We start from the raw sequence: 18495 nt of genomic DNA on the forward strand, positions 1-18495 counted from the left end.
CTATCGTCGAACGATGAGCGTGTATGTGGTGGGCGACGTCCACGGGCACCGCGACGCCCTGGCCGACGCTCTGCGCGCCGAGGGACTGGTCGACAGCGACGGCAAGTGGAGCGGCGCCGAAGACCAGCTGTGGTTCCTCGGTGACTTCGTGGACCGCGGTCCCGACGGCGTCGGCGTGATCGACTTCGTGCGTTCACTGCAGGAACAGGCGCCGGAGGCGGGCGGCTCCGTGGAGATGCTGCTGGGCAACCACGAGATCCTGCTCCTGGGGATGTACCACTTCGGCGACCGCCAGGTGCCGTCGGACTTCGGGCCGCGCAGCTTCGCCCGCAGCTGGGAGATCAACGGTGGCCTGCTGTCCGATCAGGACCGCCTGACGCCGGAACACATCGAGTGGCTTTCGGCGCGTCCGCTGGTGGCGCTGGTGGACGACCACCTGCTGATGCACTCGGACACGCTGGAGTACCTCGACTGGGGCTCGGACATCGCCTCGATCAACGCGTCGGTGGGGGAAATCCTGACCGGCAGCGACATCGAGGCGTGGTGGGACGTCTGGCGCCGGATGACCACGCGCTACGCCTTCCGCGGCCCGGCGGGCGAGGAGAACGCGGACGCGTTGATGGAGGCACTGGGCGGTTCGCGGATCGTCCACGGCCACAGCGTGATCGCCGACCAGCTGGGCATTCACCCGGCGCAGATCGAGGGGCCGTACCTGTACGCCGGCGGCAAGGCCCTGGGCATCGACGGCGGCTTGTTCGTGGGCGGCCCGTGCCTCGTGGTGCCGCTGCCGTTCACGCCCGAGTCTTAGGGGGCGTCGACGATCTCCTTGCCCAGCGGCATGAGCGACACGGGGATCAGCTTGAAGTTCGCGATCCCCAACGGGATCCCGATGATCGTGATGCACAGCGCGATGCCGGTGACCACGTGGCCGATCGCCAGCCACAGCCCGGCGAAGATGAACCAGATGATGTTGCCCAGCACCGACCCGACGCCCGCGTCGCGCCGATCGACCACCGTCCGGCCGAACGGCCACAACGCGTAGTTCGCGATCCGGAACGAAGCCAGCCCGAACGGGATGGTGATGATCAGGATGCAGCACACGATGCCCGCGAGGACGTAACCCACGGCCATCCAGAATCCGCAGAGCACGAGCCAGATGATGTTCAGCAGCAGGCGCATCAGACGTGCAGCTCCCCACTCACCACGGTGACCGCCTGCCCACTGATGCGGACGCGGTCGTTGTCGAGTTCTGTTCGGACGACGCCGCCCCGTTGCGAGATCTGGTGTCCTTGCAGCTGTTTCCTGCCCAGCTTGGCAGCCCAGTGCGGCGCGAGGGCGCAGTGGGCGGATCCCGTGACGGGGTCCTCGTCCACGCCGACGCCGGGTCCGAAGAACCGGCTCACGAAGTCGGTGTCGCCGCCTTGTGCGGTGATGACCATCCGGCCGGTCCAGGTGTCTTTGAGCCGCACGAGATCCGGCGCGGCCCGGGCGACCAGCTCCGGCGTCTCGAGCTCGACGAACAGGTTCTCCTTGGCCCGCCCGACGTAGAGCGGCTTCAGGTCGTCGTCGGCGAGGACGCGACTGACGTCCTCGTGGGTTTCCCGCGGCTCATCGACGGGGAAGTCCATCTCGATCCAGCCGTCGTCGTGCTTGGTGCACCGCAGCAGGCCGCTGCGGGTCTCGAAGGTCTGCGTCCCCCCGAGCACCTGGGTCGCCGCGATGGTCGCGTGGCCGCACAGATCCACCTCGGTCGCCGGCGTGAACCACCTGAGCCCCGTGGCCCCGGGCTTTTCCTCGACGAACGCGGTCTCCGAAAGCCCGATCTCGGCCGCCACCCGCTGCATCCACCCAGCCTCCGCGGGCCCCTCCAGCACCACCACCCCGGCCGGATTCCCGGCGAACGCCTCCCCCGTGAACGCATCCACAACGTAGAACCGCATGGACTTGACGGTACCGGCGTCGGTGGGTGGGGGTGTCAGGGAATTACCCTGGGTTTTGTGGAGTGTCGCTTTGTCGACTTGGACTCTGGCTGCTGACTCTTTCACCCGAGCCCCGGGGTGCGCTCAAGACGTCGCCTCCGCCTTCGCCCAGAAACGCGCGCTTGCCCCAGGTGCGGCGCTCTCAACGCGTCGCGTGTGCCTTCGTCTAGAACCGCAACACGGCGCACCGACCGGATGCCGCCCGCGCAACACGACGCCCCCCGGGCGGCACTGCGCAGCACGGCGCCCTCCCGGTTGGCGCCGCGCACCACGGCGTCCTCCCAGGCGGCACCGCGCCACCCACCGGATGGCGCCGGCGCAACGCGCTGCCCCCCGGTTGGCATTGCACAGCACGGCGCGCGCTACATGGCGCCGCGCAACACGGCGCCACCCAGAAGATGGCGCCGCGCTCCGTCAGCCTCTACTCAGCCGCCGATGACCGGGGGCGTGATCTTCTCCCCGTCGGGCCCACGCTCGGGGCGGACCTCGAACACCTCGTCGGGGTCTTCCTGGTTGGGGAGCTTGTTCTTGTGCTCCTTGTCTTCTTCCTTCTTCTTACCGGCCCCCGCGGCGCCGGCCGCTCCGCCTGCTCCGGCCTTCCCGGCTTTGCCCGCGTTGGCCGCCGCGGTCGCCCCGCGCTCCAACCGCTCGCCGGCACCCTTGCCCGACCCGGGGCCTTCGCCCTCGCCGGGCTTCCCCGTCGCTCCACCACCGGACACGCGGCTCCCCGCGAACCCGCCGCCGGGCCTCCCGGTCCCACCGCCGGCCCGCCCGCCGCGCAGCGTCTCCTCGCCGGCACCACCGGCGCCGCCTGGGCCGCCACCACCGAACGCCAACGCATCTGGGGCCAGCCGCCCGAAGCCACCGCCACCAGCGGGTGGCCGGAACCCACCACCCGTATTTCCGGGCCCGCCGAACGACCCAGCGCCGGTGCTGGATCCCGCACCGGGTGGTGTGTACGCGTTGCCGCTGAAGCCTGCGGGCCCACCCGCACCACCAGGAGCTCCTCCGCCGGGGACTCCGCCGCCGGGTGAGCCGAAGTTGCCGCCACCGCTGAGAGCGCCTGAGTGGCCGAGACCGGCACCGGGTCCGGCGCTGCTCGCGTGAGTGCTGTCGTCCCCGCCTCCGATCGGCGGTGGGGGTGCGAACTGGGGCTGGGTCGTGGACGTTTCGTGGTACGTGTTGTCGAGCCCCTGCATCACCTGCACTGCCTGCTGGTGCGCGGCGTCCGCCTGCTGTTGCTTGGCGCCGATGTCTCGCATCGTCTGCGCGGCGGCCGCAGGATTCGCGACACTCAGCTGCTGCGTAGCCTTGGCCATCTCGGCCTGCTGGTCGAACTTGACGGGCTCCGGCATGTTCGTCTGCGCATGCCCGGCCGCCGCGGCCTGCTGCGAATAGCGGTTGGAACTCAGTTGGGCAGCGTTGGCGGTGTTCGCCGCATACGTCGCGGTGTTCTGGAAGAAGTTGTGGGCCTGCGACGCGCCTGCGCCTTGCCACTCGATCTGGCTCGAATTGGCCGCGTCGTTGATCGAGTTGGAGATTTCGGCCAGCCAGTTGCCGAGATCATTGGCGACCCGCCCGCGGGCGTCGAGTTCGCCGGGATCCATGTTCGTGTGGACCATGTCGTACAGCTGCTGGTGATCGTGCGCCGCGTAGTTCGCGCTGGGCGCCGGAGCATCGCCACGAGTCGCCTGGCCCTGCAAGAGCTGCTCACCCTGGGCGACCGAGTAGTTCGACGCCGCCTGACCGGTGCGCTGATCGACCGAGTCGCGAACGTTCTGCTGATCCTCGGCACCGAACCGCCCCGGCGCTGCCTTTTTCGACAGGTCTGCGTGAGTCTGGCTGTAGTAGTCGGCTTCGTACTCGCGGGATTGTGCGCGCTCGCTCATCAGTCCGCCTTGCCGATGCCGGAGAAGGTCTGGGCGTGCTCGCTGTCGGCCGCGTTGTAGTTGTTTCGCGCGATCTGCAAAGCCTGCTGGACCTGCGTGATGCTATCCAAGAGCAGCTTGAGGTTGGGGATCATGGACTGTTTGTCACCGTTGGCGACCTTGACGTTGAAGTCGGCGACTTGATTCGCGTAGTCGCTCGAACCCATTTTGGCGCGCGTCAAGAGATGGAAGAAGTTTCGGGCCTCTTTGTCGTAGCCGTGGATAAAATCGTCACATACCTTGTTGTACGCCTGAAACCCTGCTTCGTTGACGGCGAATCCGCCCCCTTCGGCCAGGGCTTTGAATTTCTGTGCACTTTCGTTGAGGCGGTGTACGCCCTCTGTGTCGAGAGGGTTGACCAGAAGATCCGGAACACTGCCCTGCCCCGTGTCGGCCGAGGCCGGGGGACCACCGCCGAATTCGGACGCACTCGTCATCGCTGTACAACCCTCCTGGACACGCTACGTGCTCCTCCGCCCACTCTAGATGGCCAGAGGTGAGCTGTCAGGGAGTTGGGGACAACCGCCTGGTCGCCGTCAGGTGTTCTTCGGGAGCAGAAGCTCGACCGCTTCGGCGACAGCCCTGGCCCTGGTACAAGCCGCGTCGGTGGTTCCGGGCGCGAGTGAAGCTGAGACGAGAGCACGCGACTTCGGCTTGACTTCGATGCTGACGGCGCAGAGGCCCTCTTGCCCGGTCGGCTCCAACTCGAGGATCGCCCGCCGAGCGCGAACGTGGCCGGTTTGAGCCTTTGACGGATTCGGAAGGTTCGCGTCGTAGCTCTGTCCGTCCTGCAGAACGAGGCCGAGATAGTCTTGCCCTGGCTTGTCGGCGTCGCAAGCGTGTTCCTGATCGGCGATCGATGGTGTCGAGGGTGAATAGCCCTGCCCGGCGACGGCTTGGTCCAGCGTTTTGCACGGGCTCATCCCCGCCAGTGGCGTGTCCGACGGCGTGCTCGGCGCACTGCTCGATGCGGACCCTGACGGGCTCACTGGGGTGGGGTTGCCTCCCACTGAGCCGTCACAGGCGGTCAGGGCGCAGGCGAGAGCGGCGAGGCCGACGAAGGTCACGAAGCCACGGATCGGTCCGGTCACACGGTGAACACTACGGGTAGGTGATCGTCGGCGGCGAGCCTGTTGCCGAACACAGTTGTGGTCGTGTTCGGGGCAGAAGTCTGGATCATCAGCTGTTCCTCGGGAGGAGCAGTTCGACCGCGGAGGCCAGAGTCCTGGCTTCTGTACATGCTTCGTCGGTGGTCCCCTGAGCGAACGACACAGCGATCGTTGCTCGTGATTTCGGCTTGACCTCGACGGAGACCGCGCAGACGCCCGTTTGCTGGGTGGGCTCTCGTTCGAGGATCGCTCGTCGAGCGCGGACGCTGCCAGGAGTAGCCTTCGCGGGGTTGGCGATGCTCGTGTCGTAAGCCTCCCCATCCTGCAGACCCAGACTGAAAACGCCGGCCCCTTCTTTCTGTGTGTCGCAGGCGTGCTCCAGATCCGCTGTGGACGGCGTGGCTGGCGGGAACCCCTGCCCGGCGAGGGCCTGGTCCAGCGTTTTGCACGGGCTCGTCCCGGCCAGCGGGGTGTCCGTTTGCGAGGTGGGCGCACTGCTCGGTGCGGACCCGGATGGGCTCGCCGGAGTGGGGTTACCTCCTAATGAGCTGTCACAGGCAGTCAGAGCGCAGGTGAGTGCGGCGAGGCCGACGATGGTCATGAAGCCACGGATCGGTCCGGTCACCTGGTGAACACTACGGGTAGTTGATCACCGGCGCCGCGCATGTTGCCGAACGCGGGTGCGGCGAGATGGCCTGACCGGAGTTTTGCGACTGGTCTGCCGGTGGTGCTGACTACGGGTGAGTGTGGTGGCGCGGTGGACATGTCCGCGACCTGCGAGATGAGGTTGTCAGTCAGCTGTTCGCGGCAAAAGCGGTTCCAGTTGCGTTGCGACCGAGTTGACGGCTTCGCACGCGGCGTCTGTGGTGCCCTGGCTGAGTCCGAGGACGAGTAGTGCGCGCGAGTCAGGGTTGACCTGCAACGCGATTGCGCACTGCCCGTGCGAGCCGACGGGCTCGGGCGAGCATTGCCGGACGACCGTTGATGCGGCCGGAAGTAGCAGTGCTGGGGTTGTTGATGTTGTCGGTGTACTTCTGCCCCGGATCGAGAGTCAAGGTGACGCTCCCGTAGTGCTCTTTCGTTGCGTCACACGCAGTTGCGCCGCCGAACACGTTGGGCACGGCCTTGCTGTAACCCTGCGGCCCGAGAACCTTGTCGAGCAGTTGGCACTGGTCCACCCCGACGAAAGCGGTTGCCGCTGGTCGGCGCCGAGGCGGGTGCGGTGGATGGTGCCGGGTTGCCGCTCACCGGGCTGCCGCACGCACTGGCCGTGGTCATGACGCCTGTGACCACTGCGAATGCGCAGAAAAGTCGGTTCCTCGGTCGAGTCACGGCTTGAATACTAAGGGTAGGTGATCGCCGACGGTGAGCCATGGCGGAGCTGCCCTCTTGCCGCGCCGGCGCGGGCGATCGTCAGCTGGTCTTTGGCAGTAGAAGTTCGACCGCTTCGGCAACGGCCCTCGCTCTTGTGCACGCTTCGTCGGTGTTGCCGCTGGTGAGCGCTGCGGAGACCAGGGCGCGAGAATTCGGCTTGACCTCGATCCTGACGGCGCAAAGGCCGGCCTGACGAGTAGGTTCCAGTTCGAGAATCGCCCGTCGTGTGCCGACACTGCCGGGTTGGGCCATCGAGGGGTTCGAGAGGTTTGCGTCGTAGCTTTGTTCGTCCTGTAAGACCAGGCCGAGATTGTCTTGGGTGTTGTCCGTGCCGCAGGCATGTTCCGGATCGGCGATCGACGGCGTGGAGGCCGGATAGCCCTGCCCGGCGAGGGCCTGGTCCAGCGTTTTGCACGGGCTCATCCCGGCCAGCAGGGTGTCCGTTTGCGAGCTGGGCGAGCTGCTTGGTGCGGACCGCGATGGGCTCGCCGGAGTGGGGTTACCTCCCACTGAGCTGTCACAAGCGGTCAGGGCGCAGGCGAGTGCGGCGAGGCCGACGATGGTCATGAAGCCACGGATCGGTCCGGTCACCTGGTGAACACTACGGGTAGTTGATCACCGGCGGCGAGCCTGTTGCCGAACGCAGATGCGGTCGAGATGGCCTGACCGGAGGTTCGTGGCTGATCAGCCGGCGCGCTCACAACGGACGAGGGTGATGGTGTGGTGGACCTGTCCAGGACCAGCGAGAGATCGCCTCTGATCAGCTGTTCGGGGGAAGAAGCGCATCGACGGCTTGCGCGAGCGGCACGATCGTCTTGCACGCTTCGCCGATTGGGGATCGGTACATCCCCATCGTGAGGGTCGCCCGCGAATTCGGCTTGACCTCCATGTACACCACGCATCCCTCTGCGCCCTGGATGTCGCGTTCCAGTACGGCATTGCGGTTGCCGACTTGGCCTGTGCTGGTCTTGCTCGGGTCGTAGACCGCCTCCTTGTAGTTCCGGCCGTCTTGCAGGTCCAAGCCCGCGGTGCCGAACTGGGGCTTCGACGCCAAACATCCGTGCTGCGGGTCGGCGGCCGATGGGTGCCCGGGTGGGAACCCTTGGCCGGCCAGCGCCTTGTCGAGGGTTGCGCATGCGCTGATCCCAGCCAGCGGAGTGTCAGTCTGACCTGCGGAAGTGCTGGGCGACGTCGGTTGTGGGGGCGCCGGGTTCGGCGTGCCGCCGACGGAGCTGTCGCAGGCGGTCAGCGTGCAAGCGAGTACGGCGAGGCCGACGAAGGTCACGAAGCCGCGGATCGGTCCGGTCACCTGGCGAACACTACGGGTAGCTGATCATCGATGCGATCCTGTTGCTACGTGCTCCCCCGATCGCTCGGGATGGGTGGTTGTGGGCTGTCAGCGAGTTCGGGACAACGTCTGATCAGGTGTTCGCCGGGAGCAACGGCTCCACGGCTTCTGCGACCTTGCGTGCCTCAGCGCAGGCTTCGTCAGGCCCGGCCGAGGAGAGCACCGCGAGCACGATCGCTCGCGATTTGGGCTTGATCTCGATGCTGACGGCGCATGCGCCGGACTGGTGGTTGGTCTGCAACTCGAGGATGGCGCGCCGGTGGCCGACATTGCCTGTCTTCGTCGAAACGGGATTGATGAGGTCGGAGTCGTAGCTCTGTCCGTCTTGCAGGTTGAGCCCGATGTCGCCGTAGCCGGCTTTCAGGGCGTCGCACGCGTGCTCCAGATCAGCAATCGATGGTTTCGACGCAGGGAAGCCCTGCCCGGCGATTGCTTGGTCCAGCGCCTTGCACGAGCTCATTCCAGCCAACGGGGTGTTCGACAGCGGGGCCGTCGCACCACTCGACCCGACCGACGGCTCCGGTGACGGGTTGCCGCCGACCGAACTGTCGCAGGCGGTCAAGATGAGGGTGAGAGCGGCGAGACCGGCGAGTTGGTAAAGGCGGCGAGTCCGTCCGACCACGCCGTGAACAGCGAACACGCTCACCGAATGCCCTCATCGATCGTCTCGAACAGCCACCGGCGCAGGTGAGAGCCGTCGGACGGTACGAAACGCAGGCGGAAGCCCCCATCGGCCAGCGGTTCCGAGAAGGTGACGTACCGGCCCCCGTCCGTATCGACGAAGGTGGCCGTCGAGACAGCCCGCAACACGCCGTGGCGAGGGCGCAGCGAGAGCTCCACCGTCCCGTGGCGATGCAACGGCCACTGAGAGTAAGCGCCCAACGCGTCCCGGTCGCGGCGGGAAGGGCTGGACGACGGCGAAGTGAAATCCCGATCCGAATAATCCGCATCATCCGACGGAGCAGAATGCCGAGCCGGTGGCTGCGTGATCGACACCGGCGCCACCGGCAAAGGCGGATAAGCCGGGAACATGCTCAACACCGTCTCCACCAGCCGATCCGGCCGGGTCTGCTGGAAGCGGATCCCATCCGCATCCGAGGACGAGAACACCCCCAGCCCCTCGCCGATGCAAGCCCGGTACAGCACCGTCCCCGACGGAAGCTCCGCCGCCCGCACGATGATCAGCACCTCGGGCCGTGTCCAGGCCTGCAGGGTGGCCAACACGTCGTGGTCCAGCTTGTCCGAGACAGCCAGGCCACGGGACCGCAGCGCGTCCCAAGCCGAGTCCGACAAGCGGCGGTTTTCGGAGAGCGTCAGCCCGGGGCTGCGGATTTCAAAGGGGTGCCACGAAGCCGGCAGGCCGCTGCGGCGGACGGCGACGTCGACTTCGGTCCAGCTCAGGGAGAACTCCTCCGGCACGGCCCAACCCCAACCCCTCGTGAAACGAACCCGCACCGAGCGTAGCGGAAGGCGCGCGCCCGGCCGGGTGGTCGTCGGACCCCCGGGTTCCTAGACTCGCGGGTGTCGACGAAGACCCCACCGGGAGGCAACCATGCCCGACGCGCCCGCCCTGCCGAGTTACGCCTCCGGGACGTCCGACGTCCCCCTGCTGGGTGACACCATCGGGGACAACCTCGACCGCACCGTGGCCGCGTTCCCGGAGCGCGACGCGATGGTGGACCGCGCGGCCGGCACGAAGTGGTCGTACGCCGAGCTCAAGAAGGACGTGGACCAGCTCGCGCACGGGCTCGTCGCCACCGGGATCGGCAAGGGGGACCGCGTCGGCATCTGGTCGCCGAACCGGGCGGAGTGGACGCTGCTGCAGTACGCGACGGCCAAGATCGGCGCCATCCTCGTCAACATCAACCCCGCGTACCGCTCGCACGAGCTCGAGTACGTGCTGAACCAGTCCGGCGTGCGGATGCTCGTCGCGGCGGACAAGTTCAAGACGTCGGACTACGCGGCGATGGTGGAGCAGGTCCGGCCGAACTGCCCCGGGCTCGAGTTCGTGGTGCTGCTGGGCACCGACGCGTGGACCGACCTCATGGCGAAGGGCCAAGGCGGCGACCCGGCGGCCCTCGCCGCACTCCAGAAGAACCTGTCCGCCGACGACCCCATCAACATCCAGTACACCTCCGGCACCACGGGCTTCCCCAAGGGCGCCACGCTGTCGCACCACAACATCCTCAACAACGGCTACTTCGTCGGCGAGCTCTGCAACTACACCGAAGAAGACCGCGTGTGCATCCCCGTGCCCTTCTACCACTGCTTCGGCATGGTGATGGGCAACCTCGCGTGCACCAGCCACGGCGCGTGCATGGTGATCCCGGCGCCGGCGTTCGACCCGCGGGCGACGCTGGAGGCCGTGGAGGCGGAGCGGTGCACGTCGCTGTACGGCGTGCCCACGATGTTCATCGCGGAGCTGAACCACCCGGACTTCGGCGAGTTCGACCTGTCGTCGCTGCGCACCGGGATCATGGCGGGCTCGCCGTGCCCGGTCGAGGTGATGAAGCAGGTGATCGACCGGATGGGCATGACGGAAGTGTCGATCTGCTACGGCATGACGGAAACCTCGCCGGTCTCCACGCAGACGCGCGCGGACGATTCGGTGGAGCGCCGCGTGTCCACGGTCGGCCGCGTCGGGCCGCACCTCGAGTCCAAAGTGGTCGATCCCGAAACGGGCCTCACCGTGCCACGCGGGGTGCCCGGCGAGCTCTGCACGCGCGGCTACTCCGTGATGCTCGGCTACTGGGAACAGCCCGACAAGACGGCCGAGGCCATCGACGCCGCGCGCTGGATGCACACCGGCGACCTCGCCGTGATGGACGAGGCCGGCTACCTCAACATCACCGGCCGCATCAAGGACATGGTCATCCGCGGCGGCGAGAACGTGTACCCGCGCGAGATCGAGGAATTCCTCTACACGCACCCGGACGTCCTCGACGCGCAGGTCATCGGCGTCCCCGACGTCAAGTACGGCGAAGAGCTCATGGCCTGGATCCAGATGCGCGAGGGCGCGCAGCCGCTCACCGCCGAGGCCGTGCGCGAGTTCTCGCAGGGCAAGCTGGCGCACTACAAGATCCCGCGGTACGTCCACATCGTCGACGGGTTCCCGATGACCGTCACGGGCAAGGTGCGCAAGGTCGAGATGCGCGAGCAGTCCGTGACGCTGCTGGGCCTCGAAGACGCCGCTTCGGCCAAACACGCATAGGGCGGGCAACCGGACAACTCGGTCGCGCGTGTTCCCCCTCGGAGACCGACGGAGGGGGAACATCGTGCAGGTCAGTCGAAGAGCGTTCGCCGTGGGGGTCGCGGCGGCGGCGATCACCGTGCTCGCACCAGCGGCCAATGCGGTCGCCGGGCCGATCGAGCTCGCGCCACGGCCGGGTGACACGTACAGCGGGGTCGAGGCGATCAACGACCGCGGCACCGTCGTGGGCGAGTCCTACCCGCGTGACGTGCGGATCCTGTACCACCCCATGAAGTGGTCCGCGACGGGCTCGGTTACCGCGTTGCCGACGCTCGGGGGTGCGCTGGGCCAGGCCGTCGCGATCGACGGGGACGACGTCGTGGTCGGGTGGGCCGAGGACGCGCAGGGTGCTCAGCGCGCCGTGCGCTGGGCTGCCGACGGCACGGTCACGCGGCTGGCGGACACCGGCGTGAGCAGCAACGCGAGCGCGATCAGCGACACCGGCCGGATCGTCGGCGCTTCGTACGACGGCGTGATTTCGCACGCGCTGCTGTGGGAGCGCGACGGCCGCGTCCGCGAGCTGCCGGGCCTGCCCGGCGGAGGCTCGGCGTTCGCGGACAAGATCACGCCCGACGGTCGCACCATCGCCGGCGCCGCGGCCGACGCGGCCGGGCACACCCACCTCGTGCGCTGGGACGAGCGCGGCCGGATCACGGACCTCACGCCGGACGGCGAGTACGGCACCGTCGCCGGGATTTCCCGTGACGGCACGATTATCGGCTCGACGACCTTGCCCGGGGGCAACTCCGTGGCCCAGCGGTGGGACCCCTCGGGCCGCGTCGTGACGCTGGGCGGAACCGCGGCGCCGAGCTCCGGGCAGGCCATGGGGATCAGCGACAACGGCACCGTCGTCGGCCTGGTCGACCCCGACTTCGGCGGCAGCTACGCGACACGGTGGGACCGCGCGGGCCACCCGACCTACCTGCCGAGCGACACCCGCAACGCGACGGCCCACGCCATCAACCGCTCCGGCACGATCGCCGGCCAAGCCGAGGGCGTCGGCGCGAAATGGGCCCCGGACGGCACCCGCACACGCCTGGACCCTTTGCCGGGCCACACTTCCGCGTCGGCACTGCTGATCAACTCCCGCGGCCTCACCGCGGGCATGTCCTACGGCGCCATCTGGCGCGGCGCCATCTGGAGCTGACGCCGGCGGCCGTCCCCAGCCCGGTCCGGGGACGGCCTTCGCCCGCGGCTGATTGCGCGCTGACTCTTGCTGCCCAGCCCGCGAGATCCGGCGTGGCCACGCCGCAGTCTTCGTAGCGAGTCGAGCAACTCGCCCTTGGTTACTGGTCGATCAGGTACTGCGGTTTGCACAGCACGCTGAGGGTGTCGGTGACGAGTTCTTGGCCGTCGCGCGTGATGGCGCAGCGGATCGTGCCGACGGCGCCGGGGACCAGGCTGGCCCGGAGCGCCGGACTGCTGTGGCTGCCAGGTTCGGCGTTGACCGTCACAGTCCAGGGCAGCGGGACGTTGTCGGTGCGATGCCCCAGTTGATGGTGCTCGCCTGCCCGCCTCCGAGGCCGGTTCCGGTCGCGGTCGCACGAATGCACCGGGCGGGGCCGCGGCCCCGCTGCGGCGGTGCGGCTGAATCGTCGCGGACCGCCGCGCCGTGGCACGAGCTGGACGTGCCGCTTCGCCGGGACGGGGCCGGTGCCGCCACGGATCAAGACCCGTGGCGGCATCGACTACCGGCTTTGCAGGAACGCTGGACTTGGCTGGTGCGCGGCTGAACTGTGCAGCAGCGAGCCAACCGTGCGCGCTCGGAAGTTCGGAAGGTCGAGCCTTTCGCTTGCGCTTGGTCCGAGGCGGTGCGTGGAATGGCCCCGCAGCCGCAGCCGCAGCCGCAGTCGCAGGCCACGGAGCCGTGGCCTGCGCCCGTCAGGACGCCGCCGCGGCGGCTTCCGCCAGCGCTTTTTCGTCCTCCTCGCCGAAGGTTTCCTCCAGTTGCTCCGGCGAGTAGTCCAGGTCGATTTGCTCCACGGGCGTGCCGCGGGCCGATTCGATGGCGCCCAGGCGGCGTTGGGCGCGGTCGGCCGCGTATTGGAGGAGCTCTTGCGGGTCGTTGTCGAAGGGGACTTCCTCGAACTGGTCCTGGACCCACTGGATCATGTTGAGCGCGTGGGGCAGCAGTTCGCCCATGCGTTGCTGCACGGCGTCCCACAGGGAGTCGTCGGCGGCGACGTGGCGGCGGCAGGTGAAAGTGCCCCACGCCATGTGGCGGCGTTCGTCGTCGCCGATGTGGCGGACGAGGTCCTGCATGCCGGGCAGGATCTGGTTCTGGGTGCAGATGAGCTGCCACGAGTAGTAGCCCGTCAACGCGAGGCTGCCTTCGATCACGTGGTTGTACGTGACGCTCGCGCGGATCTGGTTGAGGGGGCTGGGATCGTCCTCCAGGGCGCGCAGCGACTGCGGCAGCTCCTCGTAGAAAAGCTTGCGGTAGTGGGGATTCTCGGCCACGTAGGGGTGCAGGTCGTCGTCGAGGCCGACGGCGTCCATCCAGCGGCGGAAGACCTCGACGTGCTTGGCCTCCTCGAAGCAGAACTGCGTCAGGTACATCTCGTCGCCGAAGCGGCCGGTCGAGGACATCGCGCGCATGAAGGGCTGGATGTCCTCCGTCACGGCCTCCTCGCCGGCGATGAACTGCGCAACGAGGTAGGTCGTCGAGCGGCGCTGCTCCGGCGTCAGGCTTTCCCAGCCCTCACGTTCGCGGCTGAAGTCGAGGTCGGCGGGGTTCCAGAACTTCTTGTTGCCCTTCACGAACAGGCGCAACGGGAACGAGTCCCAGTTGAGCCCACCTTTGCGCAGCGACGAAAACCCGCTGCGCAGCTCGGGAAGCGTGTCCGTCATGTCCGGCCCTTTCGTGTCACTCCATTGTGGACGATTCCGTGGACGATTCGGCGAGGAAGCTCTCGATCGCCGGCGCCATGACCGCCACGACGGCATCGGCCGCCTCGGTGGCGGAGTGCGTCGGCAGCACCAGGTGGCTCAGCGACAACCGCACCGCGGTTTCCGCCAGCAGCGCGGCGGACTTCTGCGACAGGCCGGGCTCCAGCGCGCGGTACTGCTCGGTCGCGAGGTCGGCGGCGGCCGTGAGGATGGGCTCGCCCTTGGTGGTGAGCAGGGGGAGCAGGTCCTCGCCCGCCTCGGTGCCGAGCGCGGCAGCGACGAGCCGGTTCTCGCGGGCGTGCTCGATCGTGTACACGACGGCGCCGTGGATGCCGGCGATCAGCCCGTCGGCGCTCTCGAAGCGGCGGCGGATGCCGTCGAGGAACTCCGCCGCCGTGCGCAGCGCCACGGCCTGCGTCAGGGCCGCCTTGCTGCCGAACTCGTTGTAGACGGTCTGCCTGCTCACGCCGGCCCGCGCCGCGACGTCGGCCATGCGCAGCGCCTGGTGACCGCGGTCGGGGAGCAGGTCCGCGGCCGCGTCGAGCAGTGCTTCGCGCAGCGATGCCTTGGTGCGCTCGGTGAAGCTCGTCACACCGTCAGCTTGACACAGATCGAGGTTGTGTCAAGAACGTTTACTGACCACGATCGGATGTACACGCCGGTTCTGTCGGTGCTCCCCGCTACCGTGGCGGACGTGGGCATCACCGTGGGCTTCGACCTGGACATGACACTGATCGACCCGCGGCCGGGCATGGTCGCGGCGATGAACGCGCTGGGCGCGGAGTCGGGCCTGCCGCTCGACGGCGAGCACTTCGCCGCCAACCTGGGCCCGCCGCTCGACGACATCCTGCGCGGCTTCGAGGCGCCCGAAGAACGGATTCCGGGCCTCGTGGATCGGTTTCGCGCGCTCTATCCCGGCCTCGTGGTGCCGAGCACGGTCGCGCTGCCCGGCGCGGCCGAAGCGCTGAAGGCCGTGCGCGCGGCGGGCGGGCGCACGCTCGTGGTCACCGGCAAGTACGGGCCCAACGCGCGGCTCCACGTCGAGGTGCTGGGACTGGAGGTCGACGAGCTCGTGGGCGAGCTGTGGTCCACGCAGAAAGCCGTGGCGCTCAAGGAGCACGACGCGCGGGCGTATGTCGGAGATCACCTCGGCGACGTGCGGGGCGCCCGAGCGGCCGGTGCGCTCGCGGTCGGCGTCGCCACCGGGCCGTGCACGAGGGAAGAACTGCTCGCCGAGGGAGCCGGCGTGGTGTTCGACTCGCTCACGCAGTTCCCGGAGTGGTTCGCCCGCGCGTTCTGAGGCTCAGCCGTGTTTGCCGGCGCGCGCCTCGCGGACCAGGGCGATCAGGCCGAGCAGCAGGCCCAGCGGCGTCACCACGCCGGCGACCGCGCTGAGCCACACCGGCAGGTTCTCGAGCCCGGCGGCGAACATGATGAACACGGCCAGCACGGCGAGCAGCCCGATGGCGAACAGGCCGATCCCGATCCGCATGAGAATCGGTTTGCCCGCGGTCTGCTTTGCTGCGTTGTCCATGGCGCTGAGGGTATCGGCCGTATCCGCTTCTCCCCAGGGCATGTGGCGAGATACGCTAAGCGGACGCGCGCCCTGGGTACGCCCGGGGCGCGTTCGTCGTGAGCAGCACAGCAGAAGGACTGGTGAGGGAAGTGCCGACCGGCAAGGTCAAGTGGTACGACGCGGAGAAGGGGTTCGGGTTCGTCACGCAGGACGGCGGAGCCGACGTCTACATCCGCAAGGCCGCGCTGCCGCAGGGCGTCGAGGGGCTCAAGGCCGGGCAGCGGCTGGAGTTCGGCGTCGCCGACGGCCGTCGCGGGCCGCAGGCGCTCTCCGTCCGGCTGCTGGACCCGCCGCCGTCGGTCGCCGAAGCGCGCCGGCGCCCCGCCGAGGAGTTGCACGGCCTGATCGAGGACATGATCAAGCTCCTCGAGGTGAAGGTCCAGCCGGACCTGCGCCGCAACCGGTATCCGGATCGCAAGAACACCAAGCAGATCGCCGAGATCATGCGCGCGGTCGCCCGGGACCTCGACCCCTAAACCCGCGTCGAACGCGGAGGTGAAGGGCACCTCGGCGGGTGCCCTTCACTCGTCACGGCTTCAGGCGGGCTGGACCTGCAACGACCACAGGGCCGAGGTGATCGGCTCGGCGTCGTTGGGGTCGCCCGTGCGGCTGATCACGGTGGCCTGCGCGATCTCCACCACCACGATCTGGTCGTCCTTGGTGGGCGGCGTCGCGGTGTAGGCGTAGCGGTCGCCGCTGGTGATGATGTCCTCCTTCAACGGCTGGGGCTGGCCCTTGCCGTTGACGAACTGCACCGTCACCTTCCACGGACCTTCCGCGACCTCCTTCGGCACGGAGATCTGCACGGACTTGCCCGGGCGCAGCTTCAGCGTGCCCGCGGCGCCGGGGTTGGCGGCGCAGATGCCGGTCTTGACGTCGCAGTTGCCGATGGGCCCGACGTTGATCGTGTGCCCATCGCCGTAGAAGGTCACCTCGGCCGGCCCGGGCGCCGAGCAGCCGGCCACGGCGAGACCACCGGCCGCGAGCACGGCCACCAATCGGGAACGTCGCATGGTCCGAAGATTACCGGCGCTCCCGCGGCAGACCCTGCGCGGGGAAGCTGCCGGTCGGTTCGGGCCGCAGTGGCCGGTTTCCGCCCAGCCCCGGCAAGAGCGAGCCGCCGCGCTGCACGAGGTAGGTCTGCGTGAGGCCGACGCCGAGCAGCACCGTGACCACCAGGAACCCGATCCAGTACGTCGGCGGCAGCAGCAGGCCCACGGCGCCGCCGAAGCACCAGGCCAGCTGCAGCACCGTTTCCGAGCGCCCGAACGCGGACGCGCGCGACTGCTCGGGCAGGTCTTCCTGGATCACGGCGTCGAGGCTGATCTTCGCGAGCGCGCTCGCCGTGGAGCCGACGAGGCCGACGACCGCGGCCGTCGCGAGCCCGGGCAGGAGCGTGGCGATGAGCGTCACACCCACGCACGCGGCCACGCACCACACGATCACCTGGTCGGGCGCCCCGAACTGCAGGCGGGAGCCCAGCGCGTTGCCGACGAAGCCACCCGCTCCGGCCGCGGCGCCGATGATGCCCAGCAGGAGCAGCTGCATGAACGGGCTGTGCCCCGTGCCCTCCGTCTGCGCTTTCACCGCGAACGCGGCGAACATCATGAGGAACCCGGTGAGCACACGCACGGATCCGTTGCCCCACAAGGCGACCACGATGTGGCGGCCCATCGGCTGGCGCTGCTTCTTCTGCTTCGGCTCCGGCCGCGCCGAAAGCGACGTGGGCACCTCGCCCTCGGTCACCTCGACCCACGACGGGATCCGCATCGACTGCACGGCCGCGGCCACGCAGATCAACGCGGTGAACCACAGCGCGCCGGCCGAACCGCTGATCGCGTTGACACCGCTGGCCAGCCCGCCGAACACGCCGGCGGCGATGAGGCCGAAGATCGTGAGCCGCGCGTTGGTCTTCGACAGCGTGATCTCCGGCGGCACCACGCGCGGCGTGATGGCGGCCTTGAGCACGGTGAACGACTTCGACAGCACCATCATCCCGAGCGCGGCGGGGTAGAGCAGCCAGTCGTCGAAGTGCAGCGCCATGACCACGGCCATGAGGCCCTGGCCGATCGACGCCACGCACATCGCGAGGCGGCGGCCGCGCTGGATCTTGTCCAGTGCCGGGCCGATCACGGGCGCGACGAGCGCGAACGGCGCGATGGTGATCAGCAGGTACAGCGCCACTTTGCCTTTGCTCTCACCGCTGGTGGCGGCGAAGAAGAGCGTGTTGGCGAGCGCGATGGCCATGGCGGCGTCGCTGGCGTAGTTGAGCATCACCGCGTACATCAGCGACGTGAGGCCCGACTTGTCCGCGCCGTCGGCCTTGGTGGCGCGCTGGAACATGCCGATGGCCTGACCGCTCAGCTGCCGGCTGCGCAACGCGGCGACGCGCGTGACGGTGATCTTCTTCGGCAGCTTCGGGATCGAGCCGGCGCCGGGGACGGCGGTGGTGCGGAGTTCTTCGTCACGGTCGGGGTCGACGCGGGGCTCGCCCGCGTAGCCGCCGGTGTCGTAGTGCTCGTACTCGCCGCTGCCGGGCCGGGCGTTCTCCGGGCGTGGCCGGACGGGTTCGGTGCGGTGGTCCTGCGGCGGGTACGGCCGGGCACCCCGTGGTGGCGGCGGCCGGTGGCCGAGGGGGACGGTGCCGGTGGGGGCCTCGTCGGCCGTCGGGGTGCGGGGCTCGTCGTAGAACGGGCTTCGGGCGCGGGGCTCGCGGCCGTCGGCGGGGATGCGTTCGGGACGGGCGCGAGGCTCGTATCGCTCTTCGTACCGCTGGGGCCGGGCGCGTGGTGGGACGTGCTGGGTCGGAGGCTCCGCCGCGACGCCCCGGGCCGGTGGTTCGACCGGGTGCGCGGCGGGGTCGACGCGGGTGGGCTGCGGCGCGTCGCGCCAGGAGCGGGCCTGGGCGGCGCTGGGCTCCGGCGTCCACTTGCGCTTGGACTTCCGGCCGCGACCCTTGCCCGACCGGCCGGAGAAGGAGCCGTCGGGTTCGGAGTGCGAACCGAAGAGTGCCACGGGTCAATCCTGCCTCATCCGGGTGCC

Annotated in this window: 22 protein-coding genes; 5 read left to right on the forward strand and 17 right to left on the reverse strand. The window is 68.8% G+C overall.

Annotated features, from left to right (window positions below; all coding sequences use genetic code 11):
• Positions 1–13 precede the first annotated feature (13 nt).
• Positions 14–808: a metallophosphoesterase family protein gene (locus AB0878_RS24175; protein ID WP_366582500.1), complete on the forward strand. Its 795-nt coding sequence runs from the start codon at positions 14–16 to the stop codon at positions 806–808.
• On the opposite strand, the gene AB0878_RS24180 is transcribed toward AB0878_RS24175, so the two are convergent.
• The 11 genes from AB0878_RS24180 to AB0878_RS24230 all read right to left on the reverse strand — a co-directional run bounded on the left by AB0878_RS24180 (position 805) and on the right by AB0878_RS24230 (position 9157).
• A complete protein-coding gene (locus AB0878_RS24180; protein ID WP_364049602.1) occupies positions 805–1179 on the reverse strand; it encodes a YccF domain-containing protein in 375 nt (124 codons plus the stop codon). The genes AB0878_RS24175 and AB0878_RS24180 overlap by 4 nt on opposite strands.
• Positions 1179–1940 carry a PhzF family phenazine biosynthesis protein gene (locus AB0878_RS24185; RefSeq protein ID WP_366582501.1) on the reverse strand — a complete coding sequence of 254 codons (762 nt, stop codon included), beginning with the start codon at positions 1938–1940 and terminating at the stop codon, positions 1179–1181. Before AB0878_RS24185 ends, AB0878_RS24180 begins: the two co-directional genes overlap by 1 nt.
• A 464-nt stretch (positions 1941–2404) precedes the next feature.
• Complete coding sequence (locus AB0878_RS24190; protein ID WP_366582502.1) at positions 2405–3868, reverse strand: hypothetical protein; 1464 nt, start codon at positions 3866–3868, stop codon at positions 2405–2407.
• A complete protein-coding gene (locus AB0878_RS24195; RefSeq protein ID WP_366582503.1) occupies positions 3868–4344 on the reverse strand; it encodes a hypothetical protein in 477 nt (158 codons plus the stop codon). The genes AB0878_RS24190 and AB0878_RS24195 overlap by 1 nt, the downstream gene beginning before the upstream one ends.
• Before the next feature lie 99 nt (positions 4345–4443).
• Entirely contained in the window at positions 4444–4998 is a 555-nt protein-coding gene (locus AB0878_RS24200) for a DUF3558 family protein (protein WP_366582504.1), read from the reverse strand.
• Between the two features lie 88 nt (positions 4999–5086).
• The gene (locus AB0878_RS24205) at positions 5087–5641 is read right to left on the reverse strand and encodes a DUF3558 family protein (RefSeq protein WP_366582505.1); all 555 of its coding nucleotides are present in this window, start codon (positions 5639–5641) and stop codon (positions 5087–5089) included.
• Between the two features lie 280 nt (positions 5642–5921).
• The gene (locus tag AB0878_RS24210) at positions 5922–6137 is read right to left on the reverse strand and encodes a hypothetical protein (protein ID WP_366582506.1); all 216 of its coding nucleotides are present in this window, start codon (positions 6135–6137) and stop codon (positions 5922–5924) included.
• A 292-nt stretch (positions 6138–6429) separates the two neighbouring features.
• The gene (locus tag AB0878_RS24215; RefSeq protein ID WP_366582507.1) at positions 6430–6981 is read right to left on the reverse strand and encodes a hypothetical protein; all 552 of its coding nucleotides are present in this window, start codon (positions 6979–6981) and stop codon (positions 6430–6432) included.
• Positions 6982–7150: 169 nt separating this feature from the next.
• The gene (locus AB0878_RS24220; RefSeq protein ID WP_366582508.1) at positions 7151–7699 is read right to left on the reverse strand and encodes a hypothetical protein; all 549 of its coding nucleotides are present in this window, start codon (positions 7697–7699) and stop codon (positions 7151–7153) included.
• Positions 7700–7811: 112 nt separating this feature from the next.
• Positions 7812–8384, reverse strand: coding sequence for a hypothetical protein (locus AB0878_RS24225; protein WP_366582509.1), 573 nt, complete (start codon positions 8382–8384; stop codon positions 7812–7814).
• Positions 8381–9157, reverse strand: coding sequence for an ESX secretion-associated protein EspG (locus AB0878_RS24230; protein WP_366582510.1), 777 nt, complete (start codon positions 9155–9157; stop codon positions 8381–8383). The genes AB0878_RS24225 and AB0878_RS24230 overlap by 4 nt, the downstream gene beginning before the upstream one ends.
• 133 nt (positions 9158–9290) lie before the next feature.
• Between AB0878_RS24230 and AB0878_RS24235 the strand changes: the two genes are divergently transcribed.
• Together AB0878_RS24235 and AB0878_RS24240 are read left to right on the forward strand one after the other, a co-directional pair.
• On the forward strand, positions 9291–10949 hold the full coding sequence (locus AB0878_RS24235; protein WP_366582511.1) for an AMP-binding protein: 1659 nt from the start codon (positions 9291–9293) through the stop codon (positions 10947–10949).
• Positions 10950–11013: 64 nt separating this feature from the next.
• Positions 11014–12135 (forward strand): hypothetical protein, encoded by a 1122-nt coding sequence (locus tag AB0878_RS24240; protein ID WP_366582512.1) that lies wholly within the window; start codon positions 11014–11016, stop codon positions 12133–12135.
• A gap of 139 nt (positions 12136–12274) precedes the next feature.
• Here AB0878_RS24240 and AB0878_RS24245 read toward each other — a convergent pair whose 3' ends face one another.
• From AB0878_RS24245 to AB0878_RS24255, 3 genes are all read right to left on the reverse strand, one after another.
• Positions 12275–12442 (reverse strand): hypothetical protein, encoded by a 168-nt coding sequence (locus AB0878_RS24245; protein ID WP_366582513.1) that lies wholly within the window; start codon positions 12440–12442, stop codon positions 12275–12277.
• Between the two features lie 427 nt (positions 12443–12869).
• Positions 12870–13838: a R2-like ligand-binding oxidase gene (locus AB0878_RS24250; protein ID WP_366582514.1), complete on the reverse strand. Its 969-nt coding sequence runs from the start codon at positions 13836–13838 to the stop codon at positions 12870–12872.
• Positions 13839–13854: 16 nt separating this feature from the next.
• Entirely contained in the window at positions 13855–14469 is a 615-nt protein-coding gene (locus AB0878_RS24255) for a TetR family transcriptional regulator (RefSeq protein WP_366582515.1), read from the reverse strand.
• 102 nt (positions 14470–14571) lie between these two features.
• Between AB0878_RS24255 and AB0878_RS24260 the strand changes: the two genes are divergently transcribed.
• Positions 14572–15177 (forward strand): HAD hydrolase-like protein, encoded by a 606-nt coding sequence (locus AB0878_RS24260; RefSeq protein ID WP_366582516.1) that lies wholly within the window; start codon positions 14572–14574, stop codon positions 15175–15177.
• Between the two features lie 3 nt (positions 15178–15180).
• Here the strand turns inward: AB0878_RS24260 and AB0878_RS24265 are convergent, their stop codons facing one another.
• Positions 15181–15411: a hypothetical protein gene (locus AB0878_RS24265; protein ID WP_285972115.1), complete on the reverse strand. Its 231-nt coding sequence runs from the start codon at positions 15409–15411 to the stop codon at positions 15181–15183.
• Positions 15412–15542: 131 nt separating this feature from the next.
• Between AB0878_RS24265 and AB0878_RS24270 the strand changes: the two genes are divergently transcribed.
• Positions 15543–15929 carry a cold-shock protein gene (locus tag AB0878_RS24270; RefSeq protein WP_366582547.1) on the forward strand — a complete coding sequence of 129 codons (387 nt, stop codon included), beginning with the start codon at positions 15543–15545 and terminating at the stop codon, positions 15927–15929.
• Positions 15930–15989: 60 nt separating this feature from the next.
• On the opposite strand, the gene AB0878_RS24275 is transcribed toward AB0878_RS24270, so the two are convergent.
• Both AB0878_RS24275 and AB0878_RS24280 read right to left on the reverse strand, forming a co-directional pair.
• Positions 15990–16466 carry a DUF2771 family protein gene (locus AB0878_RS24275; protein ID WP_366582517.1) on the reverse strand — a complete coding sequence of 159 codons (477 nt, stop codon included), beginning with the start codon at positions 16464–16466 and terminating at the stop codon, positions 15990–15992.
• A 10-nt stretch (positions 16467–16476) separates the two neighbouring features.
• Positions 16477–18468: an MFS transporter gene (locus AB0878_RS24280; protein ID WP_366582518.1), complete on the reverse strand. Its 1992-nt coding sequence runs from the start codon at positions 18466–18468 to the stop codon at positions 16477–16479.
• Between the last annotated feature and the right edge of the window lie 27 nt (positions 18469–18495).

The sequence above is a fragment of the Amycolatopsis sp. NPDC047767 genome, assembly GCF_040704195.1.
Classification (GTDB): Bacteria; Actinomycetota; Actinomycetes; order Mycobacteriales; family Pseudonocardiaceae; genus Amycolatopsis.